Annotated in this window: 20 protein-coding genes, 3 tRNA genes and 1 riboswitch; of the genes, 5 read left to right on the forward strand and 18 right to left on the reverse strand. The window is 58.3% G+C overall.

Annotated features, from left to right (window positions below; genetic code table 11):
- Positions 1-49: 49 nt before the first annotated feature.
- Entirely contained in the window at positions 50-535 is a 486-nt protein-coding gene (locus ACN082_RS08670; RefSeq protein WP_419100465.1) for a DUF2087 domain-containing protein, read from the forward strand.
- Between the two features lie 4 nt (positions 536-539).
- A complete protein-coding gene (locus tag ACN082_RS08675) occupies positions 540-1,703 on the forward strand; it encodes an MFS transporter (RefSeq protein ID WP_419100466.1) in 1,164 nt (387 codons plus the stop codon).
- On the opposite strand, the gene hisF is transcribed toward ACN082_RS08675, so the two are convergent.
- The 8 genes from hisF to pnuC form a co-directional block, all read right to left on the reverse strand.
- On the reverse strand, positions 1,700-2,461 hold the full coding sequence (hisF, locus tag ACN082_RS08680; protein ID WP_419100467.1) for an imidazole glycerol phosphate synthase subunit HisF: 762 nt from the start codon (positions 2,459-2,461) through the stop codon (positions 1,700-1,702). The two genes, ACN082_RS08675 and hisF, sit on opposite strands and share 4 nt — an antisense overlap.
- A 72-nt stretch (positions 2,462-2,533) precedes the next feature.
- Positions 2,534-3,379, reverse strand: a complete 846-nt coding sequence (gene hisG / locus ACN082_RS08685; protein ID WP_419100468.1) for an ATP phosphoribosyltransferase — start codon at positions 3,377-3,379, stop codon at positions 2,534-2,536.
- Between the two features lie 30 nt (positions 3,380-3,409).
- The gene (locus ACN082_RS08690) at positions 3,410-3,673 is read right to left on the reverse strand and encodes a phosphoribosyl-ATP diphosphatase (RefSeq protein ID WP_419100469.1); all 264 of its coding nucleotides are present in this window, start codon (positions 3,671-3,673) and stop codon (positions 3,410-3,412) included.
- A gap of 142 nt (positions 3,674-3,815) precedes the next feature.
- A complete protein-coding gene (gene ribH, locus ACN082_RS08695) occupies positions 3,816-4,286 on the reverse strand; it encodes a 6,7-dimethyl-8-ribityllumazine synthase (protein WP_419100470.1) in 471 nt (156 codons plus the stop codon).
- Between the two features lie 106 nt (positions 4,287-4,392).
- Positions 4,393-5,010: a GTP cyclohydrolase II gene (ribA, locus tag ACN082_RS08700; RefSeq protein ID WP_419100471.1), complete on the reverse strand. Its 618-nt coding sequence runs from the start codon at positions 5,008-5,010 to the stop codon at positions 4,393-4,395.
- Positions 5,000-6,316: a 3,4-dihydroxy-2-butanone-4-phosphate synthase gene (gene ribB / locus ACN082_RS08705; protein WP_419100472.1), complete on the reverse strand. Its 1,317-nt coding sequence runs from the start codon at positions 6,314-6,316 to the stop codon at positions 5,000-5,002. The genes ribA and ribB overlap by 11 nt, the downstream gene beginning before the upstream one ends.
- A 46-nt stretch (positions 6,317-6,362) precedes the next feature.
- Positions 6,363-7,388 (reverse strand): bifunctional diaminohydroxyphosphoribosylaminopyrimidine deaminase/5-amino-6-(5-phosphoribosylamino)uracil reductase RibD, encoded by a 1,026-nt coding sequence (gene ribD / locus ACN082_RS08710; protein WP_419100473.1) that lies wholly within the window; start codon positions 7,386-7,388, stop codon positions 6,363-6,365.
- Positions 7,389-7,411: 23 nt separating this feature from the next.
- Complete coding sequence (gene pnuC / locus ACN082_RS08715; protein WP_419100474.1) at positions 7,412-8,125, reverse strand: nicotinamide riboside transporter PnuC; 714 nt, start codon at positions 8,123-8,125, stop codon at positions 7,412-7,414.
- Positions 8,126-8,267: 142 nt separating this feature from the next.
- A riboswitch (FMN riboswitch) is annotated at positions 8,268-8,399 on the reverse strand.
- A gap of 167 nt (positions 8,400-8,566) precedes the next feature.
- Between pnuC and ACN082_RS08720 the strand changes: the two genes are divergently transcribed.
- Positions 8,567-8,875 carry a hypothetical protein gene (locus tag ACN082_RS08720; RefSeq protein ID WP_419100475.1) on the forward strand — a complete coding sequence of 103 codons (309 nt, stop codon included), beginning with the start codon at positions 8,567-8,569 and terminating at the stop codon, positions 8,873-8,875.
- Between the two features lie 210 nt (positions 8,876-9,085).
- A complete protein-coding gene (locus tag ACN082_RS08725) occupies positions 9,086-9,823 on the forward strand; it encodes a DUF6318 family protein (protein WP_419100476.1) in 738 nt (245 codons plus the stop codon).
- 24 nt (positions 9,824-9,847) lie between these two features.
- Here the strand turns inward: ACN082_RS08725 and ACN082_RS08730 are convergent, their stop codons facing one another.
- Complete coding sequence (locus ACN082_RS08730; protein WP_419100477.1) at positions 9,848-10,645, reverse strand: hypothetical protein; 798 nt, start codon at positions 10,643-10,645, stop codon at positions 9,848-9,850.
- Between the two features lie 14 nt (positions 10,646-10,659).
- Positions 10,660-11,325 (reverse strand): ribulose-phosphate 3-epimerase, encoded by a 666-nt coding sequence (rpe, locus tag ACN082_RS08735; protein ID WP_419100523.1) that lies wholly within the window; start codon positions 11,323-11,325, stop codon positions 10,660-10,662.
- Positions 11,326-11,489: 164 nt separating this feature from the next.
- On the opposite strand from rpe, the gene ACN082_RS08740 reads away from it, so the two are divergent.
- Positions 11,490-12,845, forward strand: coding sequence for a Na+/H+ antiporter family protein (locus ACN082_RS08740; RefSeq protein ID WP_419100478.1), 1,356 nt, complete (start codon positions 11,490-11,492; stop codon positions 12,843-12,845).
- Between the two features lie 80 nt (positions 12,846-12,925).
- Here ACN082_RS08740 and ACN082_RS08745 read toward each other — a convergent pair whose 3' ends face one another.
- The 8 genes from ACN082_RS08745 to ACN082_RS08780 form a co-directional block, all read right to left on the reverse strand.
- Positions 12,926-13,534 (reverse strand): DedA family protein, encoded by a 609-nt coding sequence (locus ACN082_RS08745; protein WP_419100479.1) that lies wholly within the window; start codon positions 13,532-13,534, stop codon positions 12,926-12,928.
- Between the two features lie 34 nt (positions 13,535-13,568).
- Positions 13,569-15,302 (reverse strand): RsmB/NOP family class I SAM-dependent RNA methyltransferase, encoded by a 1,734-nt coding sequence (locus tag ACN082_RS08750; RefSeq protein ID WP_419100480.1) that lies wholly within the window; start codon positions 15,300-15,302, stop codon positions 13,569-13,571.
- Entirely contained in the window at positions 15,299-16,225 is a 927-nt protein-coding gene (fmt, locus tag ACN082_RS08755; protein WP_419100481.1) for a methionyl-tRNA formyltransferase, read from the reverse strand. Before fmt ends, ACN082_RS08750 begins: the two co-directional genes overlap by 4 nt.
- A 24-nt stretch (positions 16,226-16,249) precedes the next feature.
- Positions 16,250-16,864, reverse strand: coding sequence for a peptide deformylase (def, locus tag ACN082_RS08760; RefSeq protein ID WP_419100482.1), 615 nt, complete (start codon positions 16,862-16,864; stop codon positions 16,250-16,252).
- Between the two features lie 28 nt (positions 16,865-16,892).
- Entirely contained in the window at positions 16,893-17,774 is an 882-nt protein-coding gene (locus ACN082_RS08765) for a cytochrome (protein WP_419100483.1), read from the reverse strand.
- Between the two features lie 238 nt (positions 17,775-18,012).
- Positions 18,013-18,084, reverse strand: a tRNA-Val gene (locus ACN082_RS08770).
- Position 18,085: 1 nt separating this feature from the next.
- Positions 18,086-18,159: transfer RNA gene (locus ACN082_RS08775), tRNA-Cys, on the reverse strand.
- A 48-nt stretch (positions 18,160-18,207) separates the two neighbouring features.
- Positions 18,208-18,280 (reverse strand) — tRNA-Gly (locus ACN082_RS08780).
- Between the last annotated feature and the right edge of the window lie 35 nt (positions 18,281-18,315).

The following is an 18,315-nucleotide window of genomic DNA, read 5'->3' on the forward strand; positions in this document are numbered from 1 at the left end:
GGAATACCGATAGACGGCGTAGCTAGAGTACGCAGGAATCGTTGTATCTATGACCGCTAACCGAAACTTTAAAAAACTTGTCCGCGCCCGCATGCAGGAAACCGGGCTGAACTTTACCGCTGCCCGGCAGGGTCTGATCGATGAACTAGCTCAGCAAACAGCAGAACCCTCACTCGTAGCTCAAGCTGAACTCACCCACCAAACCGTGGTACAGCGCTTCTTCAAAGACGGGGTTCTCACAAGCTGGCCATCCAAACGCAGAACGCGGGCCCATATTCTCTTGCACCTGGTCACCTACTTTGAGCCGGGCCGAATTTACTCTGAGCCAGAGGTCAACGAGATTTTGAAAGCACTCTGGCACGACTTTGCGTTCATGCGCCGGGAGATGGTGCAATACGGCTATCTGGTGCGAAGCTCAAGCGGCAGGAGCTACCGGCTAGCTACCCAGCTTGCCGTGCGCGAAGGCACGCTCCTGCACGCTGAGGCGCCCGATTGGGAGGCTATCTGGTTGCCGGGTTATCTGGCTGAAAGGTAGGCAGATGACTCGCTCCACCCCTTTCAAACTGAAACTTGTCCTGGGTGCTGTTTTTCTCTCTTCGGTCAGTGAGTCCATGATCAGCATAGCTTTCGGGCTCAAGGCGGCCGCTGAGGGGCAGGCTAATCTGCTTTCAGCTCTCCTGCTAGCTTCCCTACTACCGCAGGTTCTTCTGGGTCTGTGGGGTGGCAAGCTCGCTGACACCGCTATCCGTTGGTGGTGGTGGCCGCTCGCCCTGGCCTTTCAGTCCCTTATCTATTGTGCGATAGCCGCATGGACCATCTGGCCAGCTATCATTCTGGGAACGCTCGCCGTTAGCACAGCTACCGCGCTGGTGGGGCCGGTAGCTCGCAAACTGGCCACCCACTATTCAACCGATACCCAAGGCACAGGTTCTTGGTTGAGCATGATTGCGGGCCTTGCCGGTGTTCTGGGCCTAGCGGTGGGTGGCTTGCTGGTTGGGCAGGGGCTTGTTCAGGCGCTCCTGCTGGCCAGTTCACTGGCCCTCTTCTGTGTGGCCCTACTGGCTTTTGCGGTATCGACCCGGGACGCGCTGGTTGTGGAGGCAAGGGAAACCAAGGGCGCCCTGCTCGGTTTTAGGATATTGTCAAGCCCCCAGCTTCTGGGCAGGGCGGGCTTTCTTTTTCTGGTCTGTTGCGTTCTGGGAACATCCTTAGACGATGTGGTGTCCGTCTTTGTGCTGACCGGCTACCTGCATTTGAAGGAGACTGTCTTCGGTCTTGTTTCGGGGTGCTGGGCGCTGGGGATTATTATGGGCTCTCTTCTATCAGCTAAGATTCCGGCTCATCGCCCGGTTCTACCCTTGGTTGCCGGTGGCATGCTCATGGGTGCTGGTATTTTCAGTATTGCCTGGCTTCTGCCTACGGCGCTGGGGGCGGCAGGAATCTACCTGGTAGCTGGGGCTGGCAACGGGATTTTTATCAGCCTCATGAACAGCACCATCATGAGCAGGGTAGCTGAGAACCAGCAGGGGCGAGCCTGGGCGGCCTACGGTTGGCTGGTCAAAATCTGCTTGCTCCTTGGCTACCTTGCCGGTTGTTTGTGGGGATCGGCTGTCCCACGTGAGCTTATGCTGACCAGTGGCTCCATAGTTCTTGGGGCGGGCGCTTTCGCTCTAGTTATCCCCCGTTTGCGCGGGAGGGTTTAGCGTACCTGGTAGCCAGCCTCGCGGATTGCGGCTTTGACCTCGCCGATAGAGACTTCACCGAAGTGGAAGATAGAGGCGGCCAGGACAGCATCGGCCCCAGCTTCAATGGCGGGCGGGAAGTGCTCGGTCGCACCGGCGCCACCCGAAGCAATCAGGGGCACCGAAACCACCCGACGAACGGCGCGAATCATGGGCAGGTCAAAGCCGGCCTTGGTGCCATCGGCATCAATGGAATTCAGCAGAATCTCGCCTACACCGCGCTCGGCGGCCTCAGCGGCCCACTCTAACAGGTCCATGCCCGTGGACTTGCGTCCGCCGTGGGTCGTGACCTCATAGCCGCTGGGAGTCGCGTCAGATTTTTTAGCGTCCAAGGAGAGCACCAAAACTTGGGAGCCAAACCGCTCGGTAATCTCGTTGATGACCTCTGGTCGGGAGATTGCGGCGGTGTTGATGGAGGCCTTATCGGCACCGGTTCGTAGGAGCCGGTCAACGTCCTGCACCGACCGTACACCGCCGCCCACTGTCAGGGGGATAAAGACCTGCTCAGCGGTTGAAGCCACCACATCAAAGGTGGTCTGGCGCTCCGTTGAAGAGGCGGTAACGTCCAAGAAAGTTAGCTCGTCGGCGCCCTCGGCATTGTAGCGCTTGGCCAGTTCCACCGGGTCACCGGCATCGCGTAGGCCCTCGAATTTGACGCCCTTGACTACGCGACCAGCGTCAACGTCTAGGCAAGGAATCACACGAATAGCTACACCCACGGGTTAGCCCTTTCTTATCGGTCAGTCAATATTTTTGGTAGGCGGGCCTCGAAGAGGAACCGCGCGGGGAGGTTACAGGCGGGCGGCTTGGATAGCGGTCACCAGGATTCCGCGACCACCAATCTCATAGAGCTTATCCATCACCAGATTGGCGCTCTTGCGGGGAACCATTGAGCGGATAGCTACCCAGCCTTCCCGAGAGAGCTGTGAAATAGTGGGGGCCTCAAGACCGGGAGTGAGCTGGGTCGCCTGAGCAAGGTTTTCTTCGGCAATGTTGTAGTCAATCAGCACGTACTGGCGGGCAATCAGCACACCCTCTAGCCGGCGCTGAAGACGTTCAAGACCGGCATGGTCCTCCACACCTGGGCGTTTAATAAGCAGGGCCTCTGAGCGCATAATCGGGTCACCAAAAGGCTCAAGACCGGCGGCACGCATAGTGTTACCGGTTTCCACCACATCGGCGATAGCATCGGCAACGCCCAGGCGGATAGACGACTCAATCGCGCCGTCCAGCCTGACAACCGAAGCCTTGATACCGGAACGCTCCAGGTAGTCAGTCAGCAAACGCTTGTAAGAGGTTGCAATCCGCTTACCCTCTAGCTCTTTGGGGTCGCTGTACACTCCTACGGGACCGGCCAGGCGGAAGGTAGAACGGGCGAAGTCAAGGTTGAGGGCTTCTTCAGCGTGGGTACCAGAATCAATCAGCAGGTCCCGACCGGTAATACCAACATCCAGGGTACCTTCGCCAACGTAAACCGCAATGTCACGGGGGCGCAGGTAGAAGAACTCCACATCATTTTCACGGTCCACCAGAACCAGCTCGCGAGAGTCACGACGCTGAAGGTAACCGGCCTCGGTCAGCATAGTAATGGCGGCTTGGGAGAGCATGCCCTTATTGGGAACAGCAACGCGCAGCATAGTCTATAGTCCTTTGCAAGGTGATGAGATTTAGAGGTACTTGTAGATATCTTCGGGAGTCAGTCCCTTGGCGATCATCATGACCTGCAAATGGTAAATCAGTTGTGAGGCTTCTTCAGCACATTCAGCGTCGGATTGGAATTCGGCAGCCATCCATACTTCTGCCGCTTCTTCAACAATTTTCTTGCCGATAAAGTGTACACCGCGGTCCAGCTCGGCAACCGTGCCGGAGCCTTCAGGCCGGGTTTGAGCTTTTTCAGCTAATTCTGCGAACAGGGTTTCAAAATTCTTCACGCCCTTTAGCCTACCGTGATTTGGGTGGGTGGGAGTAGCTGGGGTGCCCGCATCTTGCATTTCGGGCACCCCGGTAGGCCAGCGCTGGGGTGGGCTGAGCTGAAAACCACCCCTGAGCACTTACCTTCTGAGTCATGAAGCCTTAGATTGAGCGCAGGGCGACCACGGTTTCTAATGCGGCGGCGGTAGCTTCATAGCCCTTGTCCTCGGATGAACCGGCAAGCCCCGCCCGGTCCAGGCCCTGCTGTTCGGTATGGCAGGTCAAAACACCAAAGCCAATAGGGGTCTTGCTCTCAACAGATACCTTGGTCAGACCGCTGGTCGCGGCATCACAGACGTAGTCAAAGTGCGGGGTATCACCGCGCACTACAACGCCCAGGGCCACAAGAGCATCAAACTTCTCCGCCAAGTGAGCGGCAGCTACCGGCAGCTCAAAGGTGCCCGGAACGCGCACGATCAGGGGCTCAATTCCCGCCTCCTGGGCCGCACGGCGGGCACCATCAAGCAGTCCGTCCATGATCTGGGTGTGCCAGGAGGCGGCAACGATAGCCAGGGATAGCCCGGCGGTGTCCTGGGGGTTAATGGTGGGTGTAGGTGCTCCTGCGCCACTCATGGTGTTCTCCTTGCTTGGGGCCTTCGGTTCTGCCTGCTTAGGGGCAGGCACTCTCTTAGTTCTTGTTTTGAAGTCTATCGGCCATTGAGCCCTATAGGGCTTGTTGCTAGGCCAGGCGGTGCCGCATCCGGTCGCGTTTGGTGGCTAGGTAGCCCTCGTTTTCGGGGCGGGGTTCAACAATGTCAGGTACTAGTTCAAGTACCCTTACTCCCAGCCTTTCCAGGGCTTCTGCCTTGGCGGGGTTGTTGCTGAGCAGGCGGATCTGTGTGAGCCCCAGCCTTGTGAGGACAGCAGCGGCCTGGGTGTAGTCGCGGGCATCTGCGGGCAAGCCCAGCTGAAGGTTGGCGTCCAGGGTATCTATCCCCCGGTCTTGTAGGGCATAAGCCCGAAGCTTGTTAACCAGCCCGATGCCCCGGCCCTCCTGCCCGCGTAGGTAGAGAACAGCCCCGCCCTGACGCTGGACGGTCTCTAGCGCCTGTTCTAGCTGGGGTCCGCAATCACAGCGGTAGGACCCCAGCAAATCGCCGGTAGCGCACTCTGAGTGAAGCCGGATGAGTGGGGAGCTCTCCCCCGTTTTCTCATTCCCGTCAGCATCAACGGCTGTGGCCAGCATGTGTTCGTTACCATCTGAAAATTCAAAGCCGCGCACAGCAAAAATACCCTGCGCAGTGGGCACCAGAACAGGGTCGCTGCTCTGGATCAGTTCAGCTATTTTACTGTTCAAAGGTGTCACGTTCCTCTAGGTAGCTCACGAGATCAGCGATTGAAATCATGGGCATCTTGTGCTGGGTGGCAAATGCGCGCAGGCCATCAAAGCGCATCATGGTGCCATCGTCGTTCACTACTTCTGCGATAACGCCAACACCCGATAGGCCAGCGAGGGTGCTCAGTTCAAGGGCGGCTTCGGTGTGTCCAGGGCGCACGCGCACACCTCCTTCTACCGCCCGGAGCGGCAGAACATGGCCGGGGCGGGTCAGGTCACACGCTCCAGACTCGGGGTTTGCAAGTACTCGTAGGGTGTGGGCTCGATCAGCCGCTGAGATGCCGGTGGTCACCTTGTACCGTGCATCGCAGGTCACGGTGTAGGCGGTGCCCTTAGCGTCCTCGTTGACCCCCACCATAGGGGGCAAATTGAGTAGGTCAGCACGCTCACCGCTCATCGGGGCACAAATCACGCCGGAAGTATAGCGAATGGTGAAGGCCATGAGCTCAGGGGTGGCATGTTCGGCGGCAAAGATGATATCACCTTCGTTTTCGCGGTCTTCGTCATCTACAACGATTACGGCCCCTCCACGAGCGATTTCTGCGATGGCTCGTTCAACGGTATCGAGAGCCTCGGTAGGGTGGGCCGATGAAGCAGCCGGGACGGGGGCAGCTATACCCAGGCCCGGCACAGAACCGGAAACAGCCAGAATTCGCTGGACATACTTGGCCAGCGCATCGGTTTCCAGGTTGACGGTATCACCCACGGTGAGTTCGCCCAGGGTGGTTGCTTCAAGGGTGGCAGGAATCAGGCCCACTTCAAACCAGGTGGTGTCCGCCTGGGGTTGGGAAACAGCGGTGATGGTCAGGGAAGCGCCAGATACGGTAATGGAGCCCTTTTCTGTCAGGTAGGAGGCCATATCACGGGGTGCCCTAATCCGGATGGTCCGCCAGGACTCGTGGTCCTGAACCAGCACAACGGTGCCCAGCCCGTCAACGTGTCCTTGCACTAGGTGCCCGTCAAAGCGACCGTTGGCGGGCATACAGCGTTCCAGGTTGACCCGGTCGCCGGGGGCCAACCTGCCTAGGTTGGTGCGCTCTAGGGTTTCGCCCATCATGTCAGCAGCAAAGCTACCCTTGGCAATTTCCTGGGTGCGGGTGGCGGTCAGACACACGCCGTTGACGGCTAAGGAACCGCCGTGCTCAAGGTCAGCGATAAGATCGCCCGCCTTGATTGTGACCACCGCGGATTTGGGGCGGCCTGCTGAGTCGAGGACCGGTTCAATGGATTCTACGGTTCCTGTTGCGGCAATAATTCCTGTAAACATGAGGGGTCTTTCGGGCTGGTTGGAAAGTTCGGCTAGGTAAAAAGTCTTAGTGCGGGGTCTGAGAGGACGGTACCAGGTGGGTTGCTGTGTCGACGCCAAGCTGTCGCAGGGCTGGGGACATGCCCAGGTCATCGAGCTCCCAACGGGCCGCCCGGCTCAGGGTGTCGATGCCCAGCTCGCCTAGAGCAGGTTTCCCCGCGCCCAGGAGCAGGGGCGCCCGGTACCAGTAGAGTTCGTCCACCAGGTCCTGAGCCATGCAGGCAGTCAGCAGGGTGGGGCCGCCCTCAATCATGAGGTGACGGACTCCCTGCCTGTAGAGGTCTGAGAAAACCTCGGTTAGTTCACGCCTACGGTAGTGCAGGGCTTGACCTGCCGCTACCGCAGATTGCAGGTAGCTAGCGTCAGGCAGTGAGCTGCGCCCAATGACGACGCGCAGGGGCTGGCGCTCTGATAGTCGGCCCTGAGCACGGGCGGTGAGCTGGGGGTTGTCAGCCGCAACGGTTGCGGTACCGACAGCAATGGCGTCTACCCGGCTTCTCAGGGTGTGCCCGTCCTGGCGGGCCTCTGGGCCGGTAATCCACTGGCTGGTCCCGTCGCCGGCCGCGATAAAGCCGTCCAAACTACTGGCAATTTTTGCGGTGACGAAGGGGCGACCGGCTACCTGGGCCTGGAACCAGCGCCTGTTGAGGGCAAAAGACTCCTCAGCTAAAAGCCCAGAGCCTACCGTGATTCCCTGGGAGCGCAGGTAGTCTCCCCCACCTGCGGCCAGGTCGGTGGTGTCGCTGGAGGCGTAGATGACCTCGCTGATTCCGGCTTGGGCGATAGCGTGGGAACAGGGGCCGGTGCGGCCGGTATGGTTGCAAGGTTCTAGGGTAACCAGCATACGGGCACCGGTCAGGTCGATACCGGCTGAGCGAGCCTGGGCAATAGCGTGGGCCTCGGCGTGCGGGGTTCCGGCCCCTCGGTGCCAGCCAGTCACTAGATGGTGACCATCGGCGGATAGGATGACTGCGCCGACCAGAGGGTTGGCGCCCCGAAGGCCCCGCCGTGCAGCCGCAAGCGCCAACCGCATGGCCTGCACCTTGCCCACATGCGTCATTTTCGGACATCCACTGTGGGGTCAGGGAAGATAGTTTCCAGTTCCACCCGGTCTGCCTCGCGGTTGCGGGTTCGCCACCAGATAAAGAAACCGGTTAGCGTGAAAGCACCGTAGAAAATATACATGAAGGCGCTGGCGTAGTAACCGGCTGACCAGAGCAGAGGAACACCGACGATATCGACAGCTACCCAGACCAGCCAGAACTCAACCCAACCCTTAGCCATGCCGAAGGTTGCTAGCAGGGAGCCGGTGAAGATCCAGGCGTCGGACCAGATTGGCTCATAGGAGCCCAGCGCTCGGAATACCGGGGTCAGTAAGCCTGTTCCCAGGATCATAAAAAGCACCATAAAAATTCGTTCCCGGCCACTGGCCCAGCGCGGTGATACAGCTGACTGGTTCGCCCCCAGGCCCCTGCGGGTTTGGCTCCACCGGTACCAGCCCCAGATGGATACCGCGATAAACATGAGCTGTCGGCCTGCTTGGCCTAAGAGATTAGCAGTACCGTAGTCAGACCCGAAGACTGTGCCCAAAAAGACGGTGAGCAAGAGCAGATTACCTATAATGCCTACCGGCCAGGCCCAAACTTTACGGCGCATACCGCCCAGGGCAGACAGCAGGCCAAAAATATTTCCGAGGACTTCGCGCACCAACAGTGACTGGTGATCGCCAAGGGCAATCTGTGCGTCGAAGAGCCACCGCAAGAGATCCATAAAAACTCCCGAAGCTAGTGGCTCCGGGAGAACAAAACCAGGTGTGCCCTGCACAGGTGCGCCAAGATAGTGCCTGCCAGGGCAGGTCTTCTTTGCACCCGAACGGGTACGGCAGACGGCACGGGGCCGTCTCGACGGTTTGCTCGTGCTACCTTCCATCCAGACTGTACTGTCGGTACAGGAGTTTCACCTGTCAGGTCCCTACCCCAAAGGGGCTAAGGATTAGCGGACTATCACCGCCGGTTCGGATTTTCACCGGGTCCCGGAGCACGATGTTTTATTACTGTTCAAGTTATAGCACGTACGGGGCTGTCTTGGGTACCTGTTTGCTGACCGCCGAACTCAGCTCCACTAGGCGGCTCTAAACGGGCAGGGCAGATAAGAGGTCGGCTTGCTAGGATAGGTGAAGATTTTTTCTCTCCCCAGTGAAGGGTAAAGCCCATGAGCGATACAAAACCCGCTAACGTCCAAAAACGCGATACCACCTTTAAGCAGGAGCACGGGGCGGTTGCTCATCTGCTTAAGCGCAAGCCGGAACAGGCCATTGCCCGTGCTGTTCGCGGTGCACAGAAGCTCTTGGACGAAGCCCAAAACAAGCAGGCTCTTAACGTGCTCACTCTGGTCAAGCCCATTCTGGCCAAGCGCCCCGAGGCTGAGCAGACCGAGTACTGGATGATGCTGGCTACCATTCATCAGGCGATGGGTAACCCGTTAGCGGCCCAGCGGGCAGAGGAAAACATCAGGGCGTAGCACACCAGCAGGGAAGTCTGGACGCATGGGAGATAATCTACATCTATCTGTGGATAAGTTACCCCCGGAGGCAATAACTATGTCACAACCGAGTCATAAATAGCTTAGTTTTCCCATGTCACTAGCGCTTATGCGGCTCCTTGAGTAAGAAGAAGGTACAGCCTGTTTTGGTTGTATCAGATTCTTCTACCGGTGTTTAAGGAGCCCGCAATGACCGCTTCCCTGTTTCCTTCCGCCGCCCTAGGGTTTGCTCTCGTACTCAGCCTGAGCGGGTGCGTTCTTCAAGCCCCTCAGCCAGAGAAGACTGGCTATCAAAAAGCTGAGCAAAGCACCAGCTCAACCCCATCAGCCAGTTCAAGCCCCAGCCCCCAAAGCACGCTAGGGACCCAGCCCTCTGCCTCACCCCATGATTCAGCAGGCAGGGTGACTCCTTCACAATCAGTATCACCCCGGTTGCACGGCAAAACCACCGAAGGCCCCAAAACCGAGCTGGCCCCACCGGTGGCAGACCCCGGTGCTCGCCAACAAACCGCAGATGGGCTTTATCTCTTTGCCGAGCACTGGGCCGCAACCTTCAACTACGCGGTCGAGACGGGTGACTTCAAGCCCCTTGAAGATACACTTTCACCCAGAGTCAGCCCCCGGTGGTCAGAGATTATTGCATCGCGTAAGGACGTCTACACCATCAAGGGGTGGATTGAAGGCAACACGATGTCTATATCTCGGCTCAACTCTCCCCTAGCCGATGTGGGCAAAGGGGCCCAAGGTATGGTCATCAGCCTTGAGCTTACAGACGGCCTCATGCGCGGGACAGACCCGCGAACAGGAAGGGAATACACCTACGACATCGAGGGTGACCCCGCCATGGAAGTCGTTTTTATTGCTGAGTACATCGAGGGCAACTGGAAATTCATTACCACCACCGAGGGCAGTAAACATGGGCAGTAAAAAACTGAACCTGTGGCCTAGGCATTATGAGCTTGGGGGCAGTTTCTGAAGCAAGTCCTGGACAAACTCAGCGGCCTCTAGGTCACCGGCCGCACGGTAGTGCTCTGTAGCTGCTCGCAGGTGTTCTTCGGCCCGCTCTGAATTCCCCTGCTGGGCAATAACCAGGGCTAGAAGCTGGTGAGTCTCCCCCAAGCCCACCAAGTCATTGTGTTCGCGGGCAAGGTCTAGTGCCTCGGTGAGGTAGTTCAGAGCTTGTTGCTCTTCACCGGTTGCCAGAAGCCCCTGGGCCATAGCACTACGTACCTGCACCATTTGCTGGGGCATACCAGCCTGACGGTAGAGCCCATAGGCGGTTTCTAAAAGCTCCTGGGCCTGGCTCTCTTGCGAACCGTAGCGCGCTAAACCCGCTAAAGCCAGGTAATTATGAGCCTGCCCTTGGACGTTACCGGAGGACTCGTAGCCGCCTAGCCCCTGAGCGTACCATTGCTTAGCTTTTTCAAGCTGCCCCAGCTCCGCATAGATTGAACCCGTTTCTGTGGCAAAATCCGGGAGTTGTTCGGCATGGGGTTTCTTCTCAGCCAGTAGAGTGTAAGCCTCTTTAACCTGCTCCAGAGCGCCATCAAGCCTGCCTAGATCGCGGTTAACCTCGCTTGAGATTTTAAGGGCAAGAATCAGGCCAAAGACTTCGCCGGCATTCTCAAACCCAGCGCTGGCTTCACGCAGGTCAGCCAGAGCTTCTTCCAGACGTTTCTGGCTGATTTTTTCCTGCGCCCGTGAGAGCGCAGCATCAGCTTGGGTCAGAAGGTGTGTTTGGCTACTCATTATTTTCCCTTCATTTATGCTTGCGGGCTGAGACTTGCCGCCCGGCGCAGCCCGGCAATAGCGGCGGGGATGTCGTCGGCCCCATAGACCGAAGAACCGGCCACAAAGCAGGTGGCACCGGCTTCTGCCGCGCGTAGGATCGTTTCGGTGGTTATCCCGCCGTCAACCTGTAGCACCAGGTCAGCGCCTGAGCCTTCAATAGCGGCGGCCGCACGTCGAATCTTGGGCAGAGTAAGGTCCAAGAAGGGCTGGCCGCCGAAGCCGGGCTCGACCGTCATAATCAATAGCATATCCAGCTCGGTGAGCATATCCAGATAGGGTTCCACCCCGGTGGCCGGGCGCAGAGCCATACCGGCCTGTGCCCCGGACTCACGCAGGGTACGAGCCAGCTTAATCGGGGCGGTAGCCGCCTCAGCGTGGAAGGTCACCGATTCACAGCCCACTTGGGCGTAGGCGGGAGCCCAGCGATCAGCGTCCTCAATCATCAGATGCACATCAAACGGCACCGGGGAAACCTCTTTGAGCCTCTTCACCACGGGTAGGCCCCAGGTCAGGTTTGGGACAAAGTGCCCGTCCATCACATCGATGTGGGCCGCATCGGCTGAAGAAATAGCCTTGAGTTCTTCGCCCAGCCGCGAGAAGTCTGCACTCAGAATAGACGGGTGAATATGGCAGGTCATGAAGTCTCCTCGGTCAAGATGATGTGCTGTTTCCATGCTAGTGCCTTGAGCGCCTGAAGCAGTAAAGATAATCACCATCACAGTCTCAGGGGCCTGTATGTGTAGGGGCTTACAGCTCCCTCACAGCTAAAATATACTGGCTTCTTCTCGCAAAGGTTAGGAAAATGATGAACTCGGTTCTGCTTGCAGTACTCGTGATGCTTGTCCTCTCCGCGGCCCGTGTGCATGTTGTCCTAGCGCTCTTTATTGGTGCGCTGGTGGGTGGTTTGTTCGGCGGGCTCGGTTTCGATGGAACCATGGTGGCCTATCAGGAGGGCCTCTCCGGTGGAGCCATGCTGGCTCTCTCCTATGCCCTACTGGGTGCATTCGCTATGGCCGTGTCCAGCTCAGGACTACCCCAGTTACTTGCTGGATCAATTATTAACCGGGTGGGTGTCCAAAGCGCTCAAGGAAAAAACGGCCTTGAATTTGCCGTCAAGTGGTTCCTTCTCGCGGGGATTTTGGCCATGTCCGTAATGTCTCAGAATCTTATTCCCGTGCATATCGCTTTTATCCCTCTGGTTATTCCGCCGCTCTTAGCTGTTTTTAACCGTCTGCATATTGACCGCCGTCTGCTGGCCTGTGTGATCACTTTCGGTTTGGTGACAACCTATATGTTCCTGCCGGTTGGTTTTGGCGCTATCTTCCTCAATGACATTCTGCTGGGCAATATCAAGTTGGCAGGTATGTCCACAGACGGTATTAATGTCATGCAAGCGATGGCGATTCCTGCCGCCGGTATGGTTTTCGGTCTGCTCCTTGCTATTTTCTTCTCTTACCGCAAACCCCGAATCTACCGTGATGTTGACATTGATTCTGCATCGCAGGCTTCCCAGGAGATCAGCACATTCAAGGTCCTTGTTGCTCTGATTGCTATTGTTGCGACCTTCGCAGTGCAGGTTCTTATGCAGAGCATGGAGACCGAGGCTAACTCACTTCTGGTCGGAGCACTTGTTGGCTTGACAATTTTCATGGTGACCGGCGCGGTTGAGTGGCGCAAGGCTGATGATGTCTTTACGTCCGGTATGCGCATGATGGCGCTGATCGGCTTCATCATGATTTCAGCACAGGGTTTTGCCTCCGTTATCTCAGAAACCGGTGACGTTGAGCCACTGGTCTCATTTGTTGCCGATGTCTTCGCAGGTAACAGGGCCGCGGCTGCTCTAGCTATGCTAGTTGTCGGTCTTATTGTGACCATGGGTATTGGTTCTTCTTTCTCAACCTTGCCCATTATCGCCACCATCTACGTGCCGCTGTGCCTTGCCTTGGGATTCTCGCCACTTGCGACGGTATCTATCATCGGTACCGCAGGTGCGCTTGGTGATGCCGGTTCCCCAGCCTCTGACTCAACCCTGGGACCCACTTCCGGTCTGAATGTTGATGGTCAGCACGACCATATTCGAGACACCGTCATTCCCACTTTCTTGCACTATAACCTGCCACTGCTGGGCGCAGGCTGGGTCGCGGCCATGACTCTGTAAAAACCTTACCTCACGAGCTCAAGGGGCCGCTGCTACCATTCCGGGTAGCAGCGGCCCCTTTGCCATGCCTGCTGTAGTCTCTAAGAGCTGGCTGATTTGCGGGTTGTGAGCACCTGAATCAGGACAGGAATCAAAGAGAGCAGAATGATACCCACAACGATCAGGTCAACGTGCTCACGGATAAAGGCGATTCCTCCCAGGTAGTGACCTGCGATGGGCAGCAGGGTGCCCCAGAGGAATGCTCCGATCAGGTTCCACTTAACAAAGGTTGTGCGGGGCATCTCGTTGATGCCTGCTAAGACGGGGACGACGGTACGGACAATGGGGACAAAGCGGGCGATGACTACGGTTCGGGCACCGTATTTTGCAAAGTACTCGTGGGCCTTGTTGATGCGTTCATCGCCAATCATGCGACCAGCCCGTGAGCGCAGAACTGCCGGCCCTGTGCTCTTTCCGATCTGGTACCCGGTCTGGTCACCCACGAAACCTGCGGTGACGGTCACCAAAAGTAGGGCCCATAGAGGTGCAATTTTGGTCTCGCCGCTAGTCATGAGCCCTGCGATAAACAGGAGCGAGTCGCCGGGCAGGAAGAAGCCAATCAGCAGGCCGGTCTCGGCGAAAAGAACCAGCGCAATGCCAATGAGGCCGAACGTGGTTATGAGATGCTGGGGGTCTAGTAAAGAGGACATAGATTATAGCTTTCTAAAGTGAGGGCTTACAGACCTAGTTTTTGCGAAAGAGGGCAAAGAACATAGCGTCAGTCCCGTGGATATGGGGCCAGAGCTGAGCGGTGGTTGCGCCCTGGCCTGCTCCATCAGGGCTAAAGGAGGGGTCTTTCTCCCCTGCCAGTAGGCTTTGCCCCCGGTCATCGGTCAGGGCTACCGAGGTGAGTGCGGCCCCCGAGTCGAGCAGGGTCACGTCGGTCTTACGCAGAATATCGTGCACGATGCTCTGGGTTTCTGCGGTATGTGGAGAACAGGTGACGTAGGCAATCAGACCACCGGGTCGGGTGACTTCTGCTGCGGCCTGGAAGAGCGAGAGCTGAAGGGGCAGAAGCTCAGCGATATCGCGGGGGTTCTTACGCCAGCGAGCCTCGGGACGGCGGCGCAAGGCACCTAGACCTGAGCAGGGAACATCGACCATAACACGGTCAAAAAGTGCGCTGGCTTCTGCGCTACCGGGCATTTTTTTCTGCTGGCTCAGTGTGCTGGCAATTTCCCGGCCATCACCGGTGAGTACCGTGTAGGTGCCTTCCGGAAGCGGGGCCAGAGAACGGCGGACCAGTTCGGCCCGGTGCTCAGCAGACTCGTTAGCCACCAGGGTAGCCCCGCGCTGGGCCCCCAGGGCACCGAGTAGGGCGGCTTTACCGCCGGGACCTGCGCAGAGGTCAAGCCAGCGACTGTCTGGGCCCTCCAGTGGGGCATCAGCCAGAGCACGAGCTACCAACTGTGAGCCGACGTCCTGGGCCCGAACCACACCACTGCGCACTGTCTCTAACCGGGCTAGGTCGCCCGAAGCGTACAGGGCAGAACCTTGAACGAGCTCACCGTCGCTCGCACCGGCGGCGCGGGCCTCATCCAGGGTCCCCAGCCCGGGTAACTCAACCAGGTTCACTACCGGTGAGAGGTTATCGGCTTCAAGCAGTTGCTCTACCTCACCGGGCGCACGGCCGTGGGCAGCAAGGGCCTGACGGAAGGACCGGACGACCCAGGCCGGGTGGGACTTCTCCAGGGCCAGACGGGTCAGCTCATCGGGTGCCTGAGAGGCAATCAGTTCGTGCCATTGCTCGGGGCTCCGTTCTGAGACCCGGCGCAAGACCGCATTGACGAAGTTGGCAGGGCCGATACCGATTTCGGAACGGGCCAGTGCAACGGTCTGGTTGAGAGCGGCATGATCGGGCACTCGCATGGCCATGAGCTGGTGAACTCCCAAACGGAGGACCAAGAGAATCTTGGTACCGATTTTTTCCACCGGACGGTCAACACAGTGGGCCAGAATCGCATCATAGGTTCCCTGATTACGCAAGGTTCCGTAGGTCAGCTCGGTGGCAAAGCCAGCATCACGGGCATCGAGCCGTGCAGTGCGGATAGCTTTGGGCAAAACCAGATTAGCGTAAGAGTCCTCATGGGCTACAGCCAGCAATACCTGGTAGGCGACAGCGCGGGCCTTATCAGCTCTGCGGGCGCGCTGTGAGGGCGCGGCATCAGAAAAGACGCGGTCTTTGACGGCCTTCCGGTTGCGTTCACGGCCCTTAGCATTACGGCGGCTCTCCTTGTGGTGCGCGCTGTTTTCCTGTGCAGGACGCCCACGGTAGGAACCACTCGTGTTACCGGTCTGAGGCCCGGCACTTCGTTTGCCGCGGGAGCCGCGCGGGTTGGGGGTGCCGCCTCGGTTGGCTGAGCTAGGACGGCCTTTACCGTGACCGCGTGCTGCGCCGGGTGCGTCATGGGCACTCATACCAAAACTACTTTCTGATCATTGATAGCCGCGCTTTGGCCTCGTGCCCAGTCGGCGGCGTTCATCATCTTCTTCCCGGCAGGTTGGACCTGGGTAAGTTCAAGGCTACCGTCACCACAGGTGACAACGGGTTTCTTGCCCGCAAGGTGGACTGTCCCTGGTGTCCCTCGAGTGGGAGCTTCTGAGCGGCGAAGCATGCCAATCTTGAAGCGGGCACCGCCAAGCTCCGCCCATGCCCCAGGTTCGGGTGTCACGCCGCTTACCTGAGCTAGAATCTGGCCGGTGGTGCGGCTGAAGTCAATTTTTCCGTCGGCGATGGTGAGCTTGGCAGCGTGTGTTGCCTGCCCGGTTTGGGGCTGGCCGGTAGCGCCCTCAGCGATATCTGCAAAGGTAGCAGAGAGCAGGGCTCCACCGGTAGCCGCGAGCCGGTTCAGGATATCACCAGCGGTATCAAACTCGCCCACAGGTGTTGACTCCTGACGGAAGACCGGGCCGGTATCCAGGCCTGCCTCAATACGGAAAGTATTCGAGAAGATTTCGCTTTCCCCGGCCATCAGCGCCCGCTGAACCGGTGCGGCACCGCGCCAGTTAGGAAGCGCAGAAAAGTGGAGGTTAATCCAGCCGTGGGGAAGAAGGTCCAGCGCTCGCTGAGGGAGCAGGACTCCAAAGGCAACAACAGCCGCAATCTCCGCCCCGGTGTCAGCTACAGCAGCGTGAATCTCGTCGTCCCAGCGGCTGGCCTTAATAACGGGTACTCCCAGCTCCTGAGCACGCTGGGCTACGGGTGAGGGAGTAAGAACCCTCTTACGCCCCACCGGAGCATCTTCGCGGGTCAGCACAGCAACAACGTCGTGCCCAGCTTGGAGCAGGGCATCAAGCGGGGCAACCGCGAGTTCAGGCGTGCCAGCGTATAAAACCTTCATATCAACTTTCTTGTGAGGACCGAACTAGATACCAAAGGAACCCGGCTTGCGCGCGGCCTTTCCTTGGCCTGCGCCCAGCGAACCGCCGAGGGCACCAAAAACCGATGAGGCCTGAGCGGCCCTCTCCCCTTGGACGGCGTCGGCTACCTCGTTGTAGCTAGACTGGCGGATCTTACGCCAGACGTTTTTCTTGTCTTCGCCCACCAAGCGATCAATAAACATAGTGCCGTGCAGGTGGTCAGTCTCGTGCTGCAGCATGCGAGCAAAAAGGCCTTGGCCCTCGTAAGTCACAGGCTGCCCCTCACAGGTAAGACCCGTAACTCGCGCCCAGTTCTTGCGCGGAGTCGCAGCAGATAAACCGGGAACGGAAAGGCACCCCTCGCCACCCTCCTGGGGTTCGTCCCCTATCTCAATCACCGGGTTAATGACGTGCCCTTCAAGCCCATCAATGTTGCCAAAGGTAAAAATCTGCTTGGCAATCCCCACCTGGGGGCCAGCTAATCCCACGCCTTCAACGGCGTACATGGTTTCGAGCATGTCATGGACCAGCCTGCACAGGTCCTGGTCAAAAACGGTAATGGGGTCACAGGGAGTGCGGAGAACCGGGTCACCTACGGTGCGGATAGTCAGAATGGTCATGAGCTCTCTTGGGCTAGGGTACAGGGGTCTATGAGGCAGCTTTACCGGGGTGCTCGGCAGAATCAGCAAACGGTGGCGGCACCAGGGGCATCAGTGACTCTTCGGTACTCTCAGTCAGCTCTCGGTTCAGATCCCATACTCTTTTGAGGGCACAGAATTTGAACCAGTTGCTTTTGAGTACCTGTGGGTTGGCTTGCTGGGGAACAACCTGGGTCTGGCCCACGGCTACCCCCATCAAGATGCTAGCTCCACCGTGTTTCCAAGGCTCCCACTCACCGTTTTCAGCGTCGATAAGAGCCTCTTCAGCTTTGAGCCCGGCCACCAGTTGCATAACGACCTTATCGTCCAGAGGCTTGACCCGACCTTTGCGGTCGGTGCCCTTGGTTTTATAGTCAATGATGCAGGTGTGGCCCGCTATTTCTGCTACCAGGTCAAGGGTGCCAGCATAACCCACTGTCTGGTTCCAGATAGTGACCTCGGTAGCTAAGGGTTGAGGGCGGTACTGTTCCCACCACTCATCAAAACGGTCAGCGTAGGCCTGCTCACCGTGGGCTATCAGGTTTTCACGGTAGCCTTCCATCTCATGAGGCAGGCCCATGGCTCGTAGGGCGACCTGCTCCGCATAGTTGTGCACACGGTCCCCGCGGGCTGCGGCATCGTCTCGGTAGCGCTCCGATGCGCTCGCCGCGTCACGGATAATGGCAAATTTGAGCCCAGCGCTACTTGATGCTCGGTAGGCTCGCTGATCTTCAAGAGCAGCTTTGGCTGCCATGTAGCCATGCCAACCACTCAAGTCACTGGCCTGTTGCCCAATAACTGTAGTAATGGAAGGCACCAGCAACTCCCCGCCCACGGTGCGCGCATACATTCGACCGTGGTCGGTGGCCTGCGCGAGCATGGGAGTGGTCAAAGAAACGTCCTGACGTGGTGGGGCGGGGTTGGCGATAGATTCAGGCGCCGGGTACCTTGCATCAATCTGGGCTGCCGGCGCTCTATCGATTATACGCGCCTGGTCACCTCAATACGAGGGCACCCGTAGGTAAGCTCGGCTACCCCTATACTGCTTTGCTGCTGTCTTCTGGCTAAGTCCCCTGTTGATCACTGGGCATCAAAAAGCCCGACCTCCTAGGAGGCCGGGCTTCTCTTTGTGCGCGATACTGGGATCGAACCAGTGACCCCTTCCATGTCAAGGAAGTGCGCTACCGCTGCGCCAATCGCGCGTGGAGGTGAGGACGGGATTCGAACCCGCGTACACGGTTTTGCAGACCGTTGCCTAACCACTCGACCACCCCACCACACGCTCAGGCCGGGGCCTGAGTTGCGAAAACTAGTGTTTCCGAGAGAGCGGTTGACGAGACTTGAACTCGCGACATCCACCTTGGCAAGGTGGTGCTCTACCAACTGAGCTACAACCGCAACTTGAACAACTATACACAAGGGCAGGGCCTGTT

Source organism: Rothia sp. CCM 9417, assembly GCF_048513575.1.
In the GTDB taxonomy this organism is placed as follows: domain Bacteria; phylum Actinomycetota; class Actinomycetes; order Actinomycetales; family Micrococcaceae; genus Rothia.

Bases quoted from the DNA above. Each gene is read 5' to 3' on its own strand.
- ACN082_RS08670 (WP_419100465.1), top strand. From the start codon at position 50: ATGACCGCTAACCGAAACTTTAAAAAACTTGTCCGCGCCCGCATGCAG.
- ACN082_RS08675 (WP_419100466.1), top strand. From the start codon at position 540: ATGACTCGCTCCACCCCTTTCAAACTGAAACTTGTCCTGGGTGCTGTT.
- hisG (WP_419100468.1), bottom strand. From the start codon at position 3,379: ATGCTGCGCGTTGCTGTTCCCAATAAGGGCATGCTCTCCCAAGCCGCC.
- ribH (WP_419100470.1), bottom strand. From the start codon at position 4,286: ATGAGTGGCGCAGGAGCACCTACACCCACCATTAACCCCCAGGACACC.
- ribB (WP_419100472.1), bottom strand. From the start codon at position 6,316: ATGTTTACAGGAATTATTGCCGCAACAGGAACCGTAGAATCCATTGAA.
- ribD (WP_419100473.1), bottom strand. From the start codon at position 7,388: ATGCGGTTGGCGCTTGCGGCTGCACGGCGGGGCCTTCGGGGCGCCAAC.
- pnuC (WP_419100474.1), bottom strand. From the start codon at position 8,125: ATGGATCTCTTGCGGTGGCTCTTCGACGCACAGATTGCCCTTGGCGAT.
- ACN082_RS08720 (WP_419100475.1), top strand. From the start codon at position 8,567: ATGAGCGATACAAAACCCGCTAACGTCCAAAAACGCGATACCACCTTT.
- ACN082_RS08725 (WP_419100476.1), top strand. From the start codon at position 9,086: ATGACCGCTTCCCTGTTTCCTTCCGCCGCCCTAGGGTTTGCTCTCGTA.
- ACN082_RS08730 (WP_419100477.1), bottom strand. From the start codon at position 10,645: ATGAGTAGCCAAACACACCTTCTGACCCAAGCTGATGCTGCGCTCTCA.
- rpe (WP_419100523.1), bottom strand. From the start codon at position 11,325: ATGACCTGCCATATTCACCCGTCTATTCTGAGTGCAGACTTCTCGCGG.
- ACN082_RS08740 (WP_419100478.1), top strand. From the start codon at position 11,490: ATGATGAACTCGGTTCTGCTTGCAGTACTCGTGATGCTTGTCCTCTCC.
- ACN082_RS08745 (WP_419100479.1), bottom strand. From the start codon at position 13,534: ATGTCCTCTTTACTAGACCCCCAGCATCTCATAACCACGTTCGGCCTC.
- ACN082_RS08750 (WP_419100480.1), bottom strand. From the start codon at position 15,302: ATGAGTGCCCATGACGCACCCGGCGCAGCACGCGGTCACGGTAAAGGC.
- fmt (WP_419100481.1), bottom strand. From the start codon at position 16,225: ATGAAGGTTTTATACGCTGGCACGCCTGAACTCGCGGTTGCCCCGCTT.
- def (WP_419100482.1), bottom strand. From the start codon at position 16,864: ATGACCATTCTGACTATCCGCACCGTAGGTGACCCGGTTCTCCGCACT.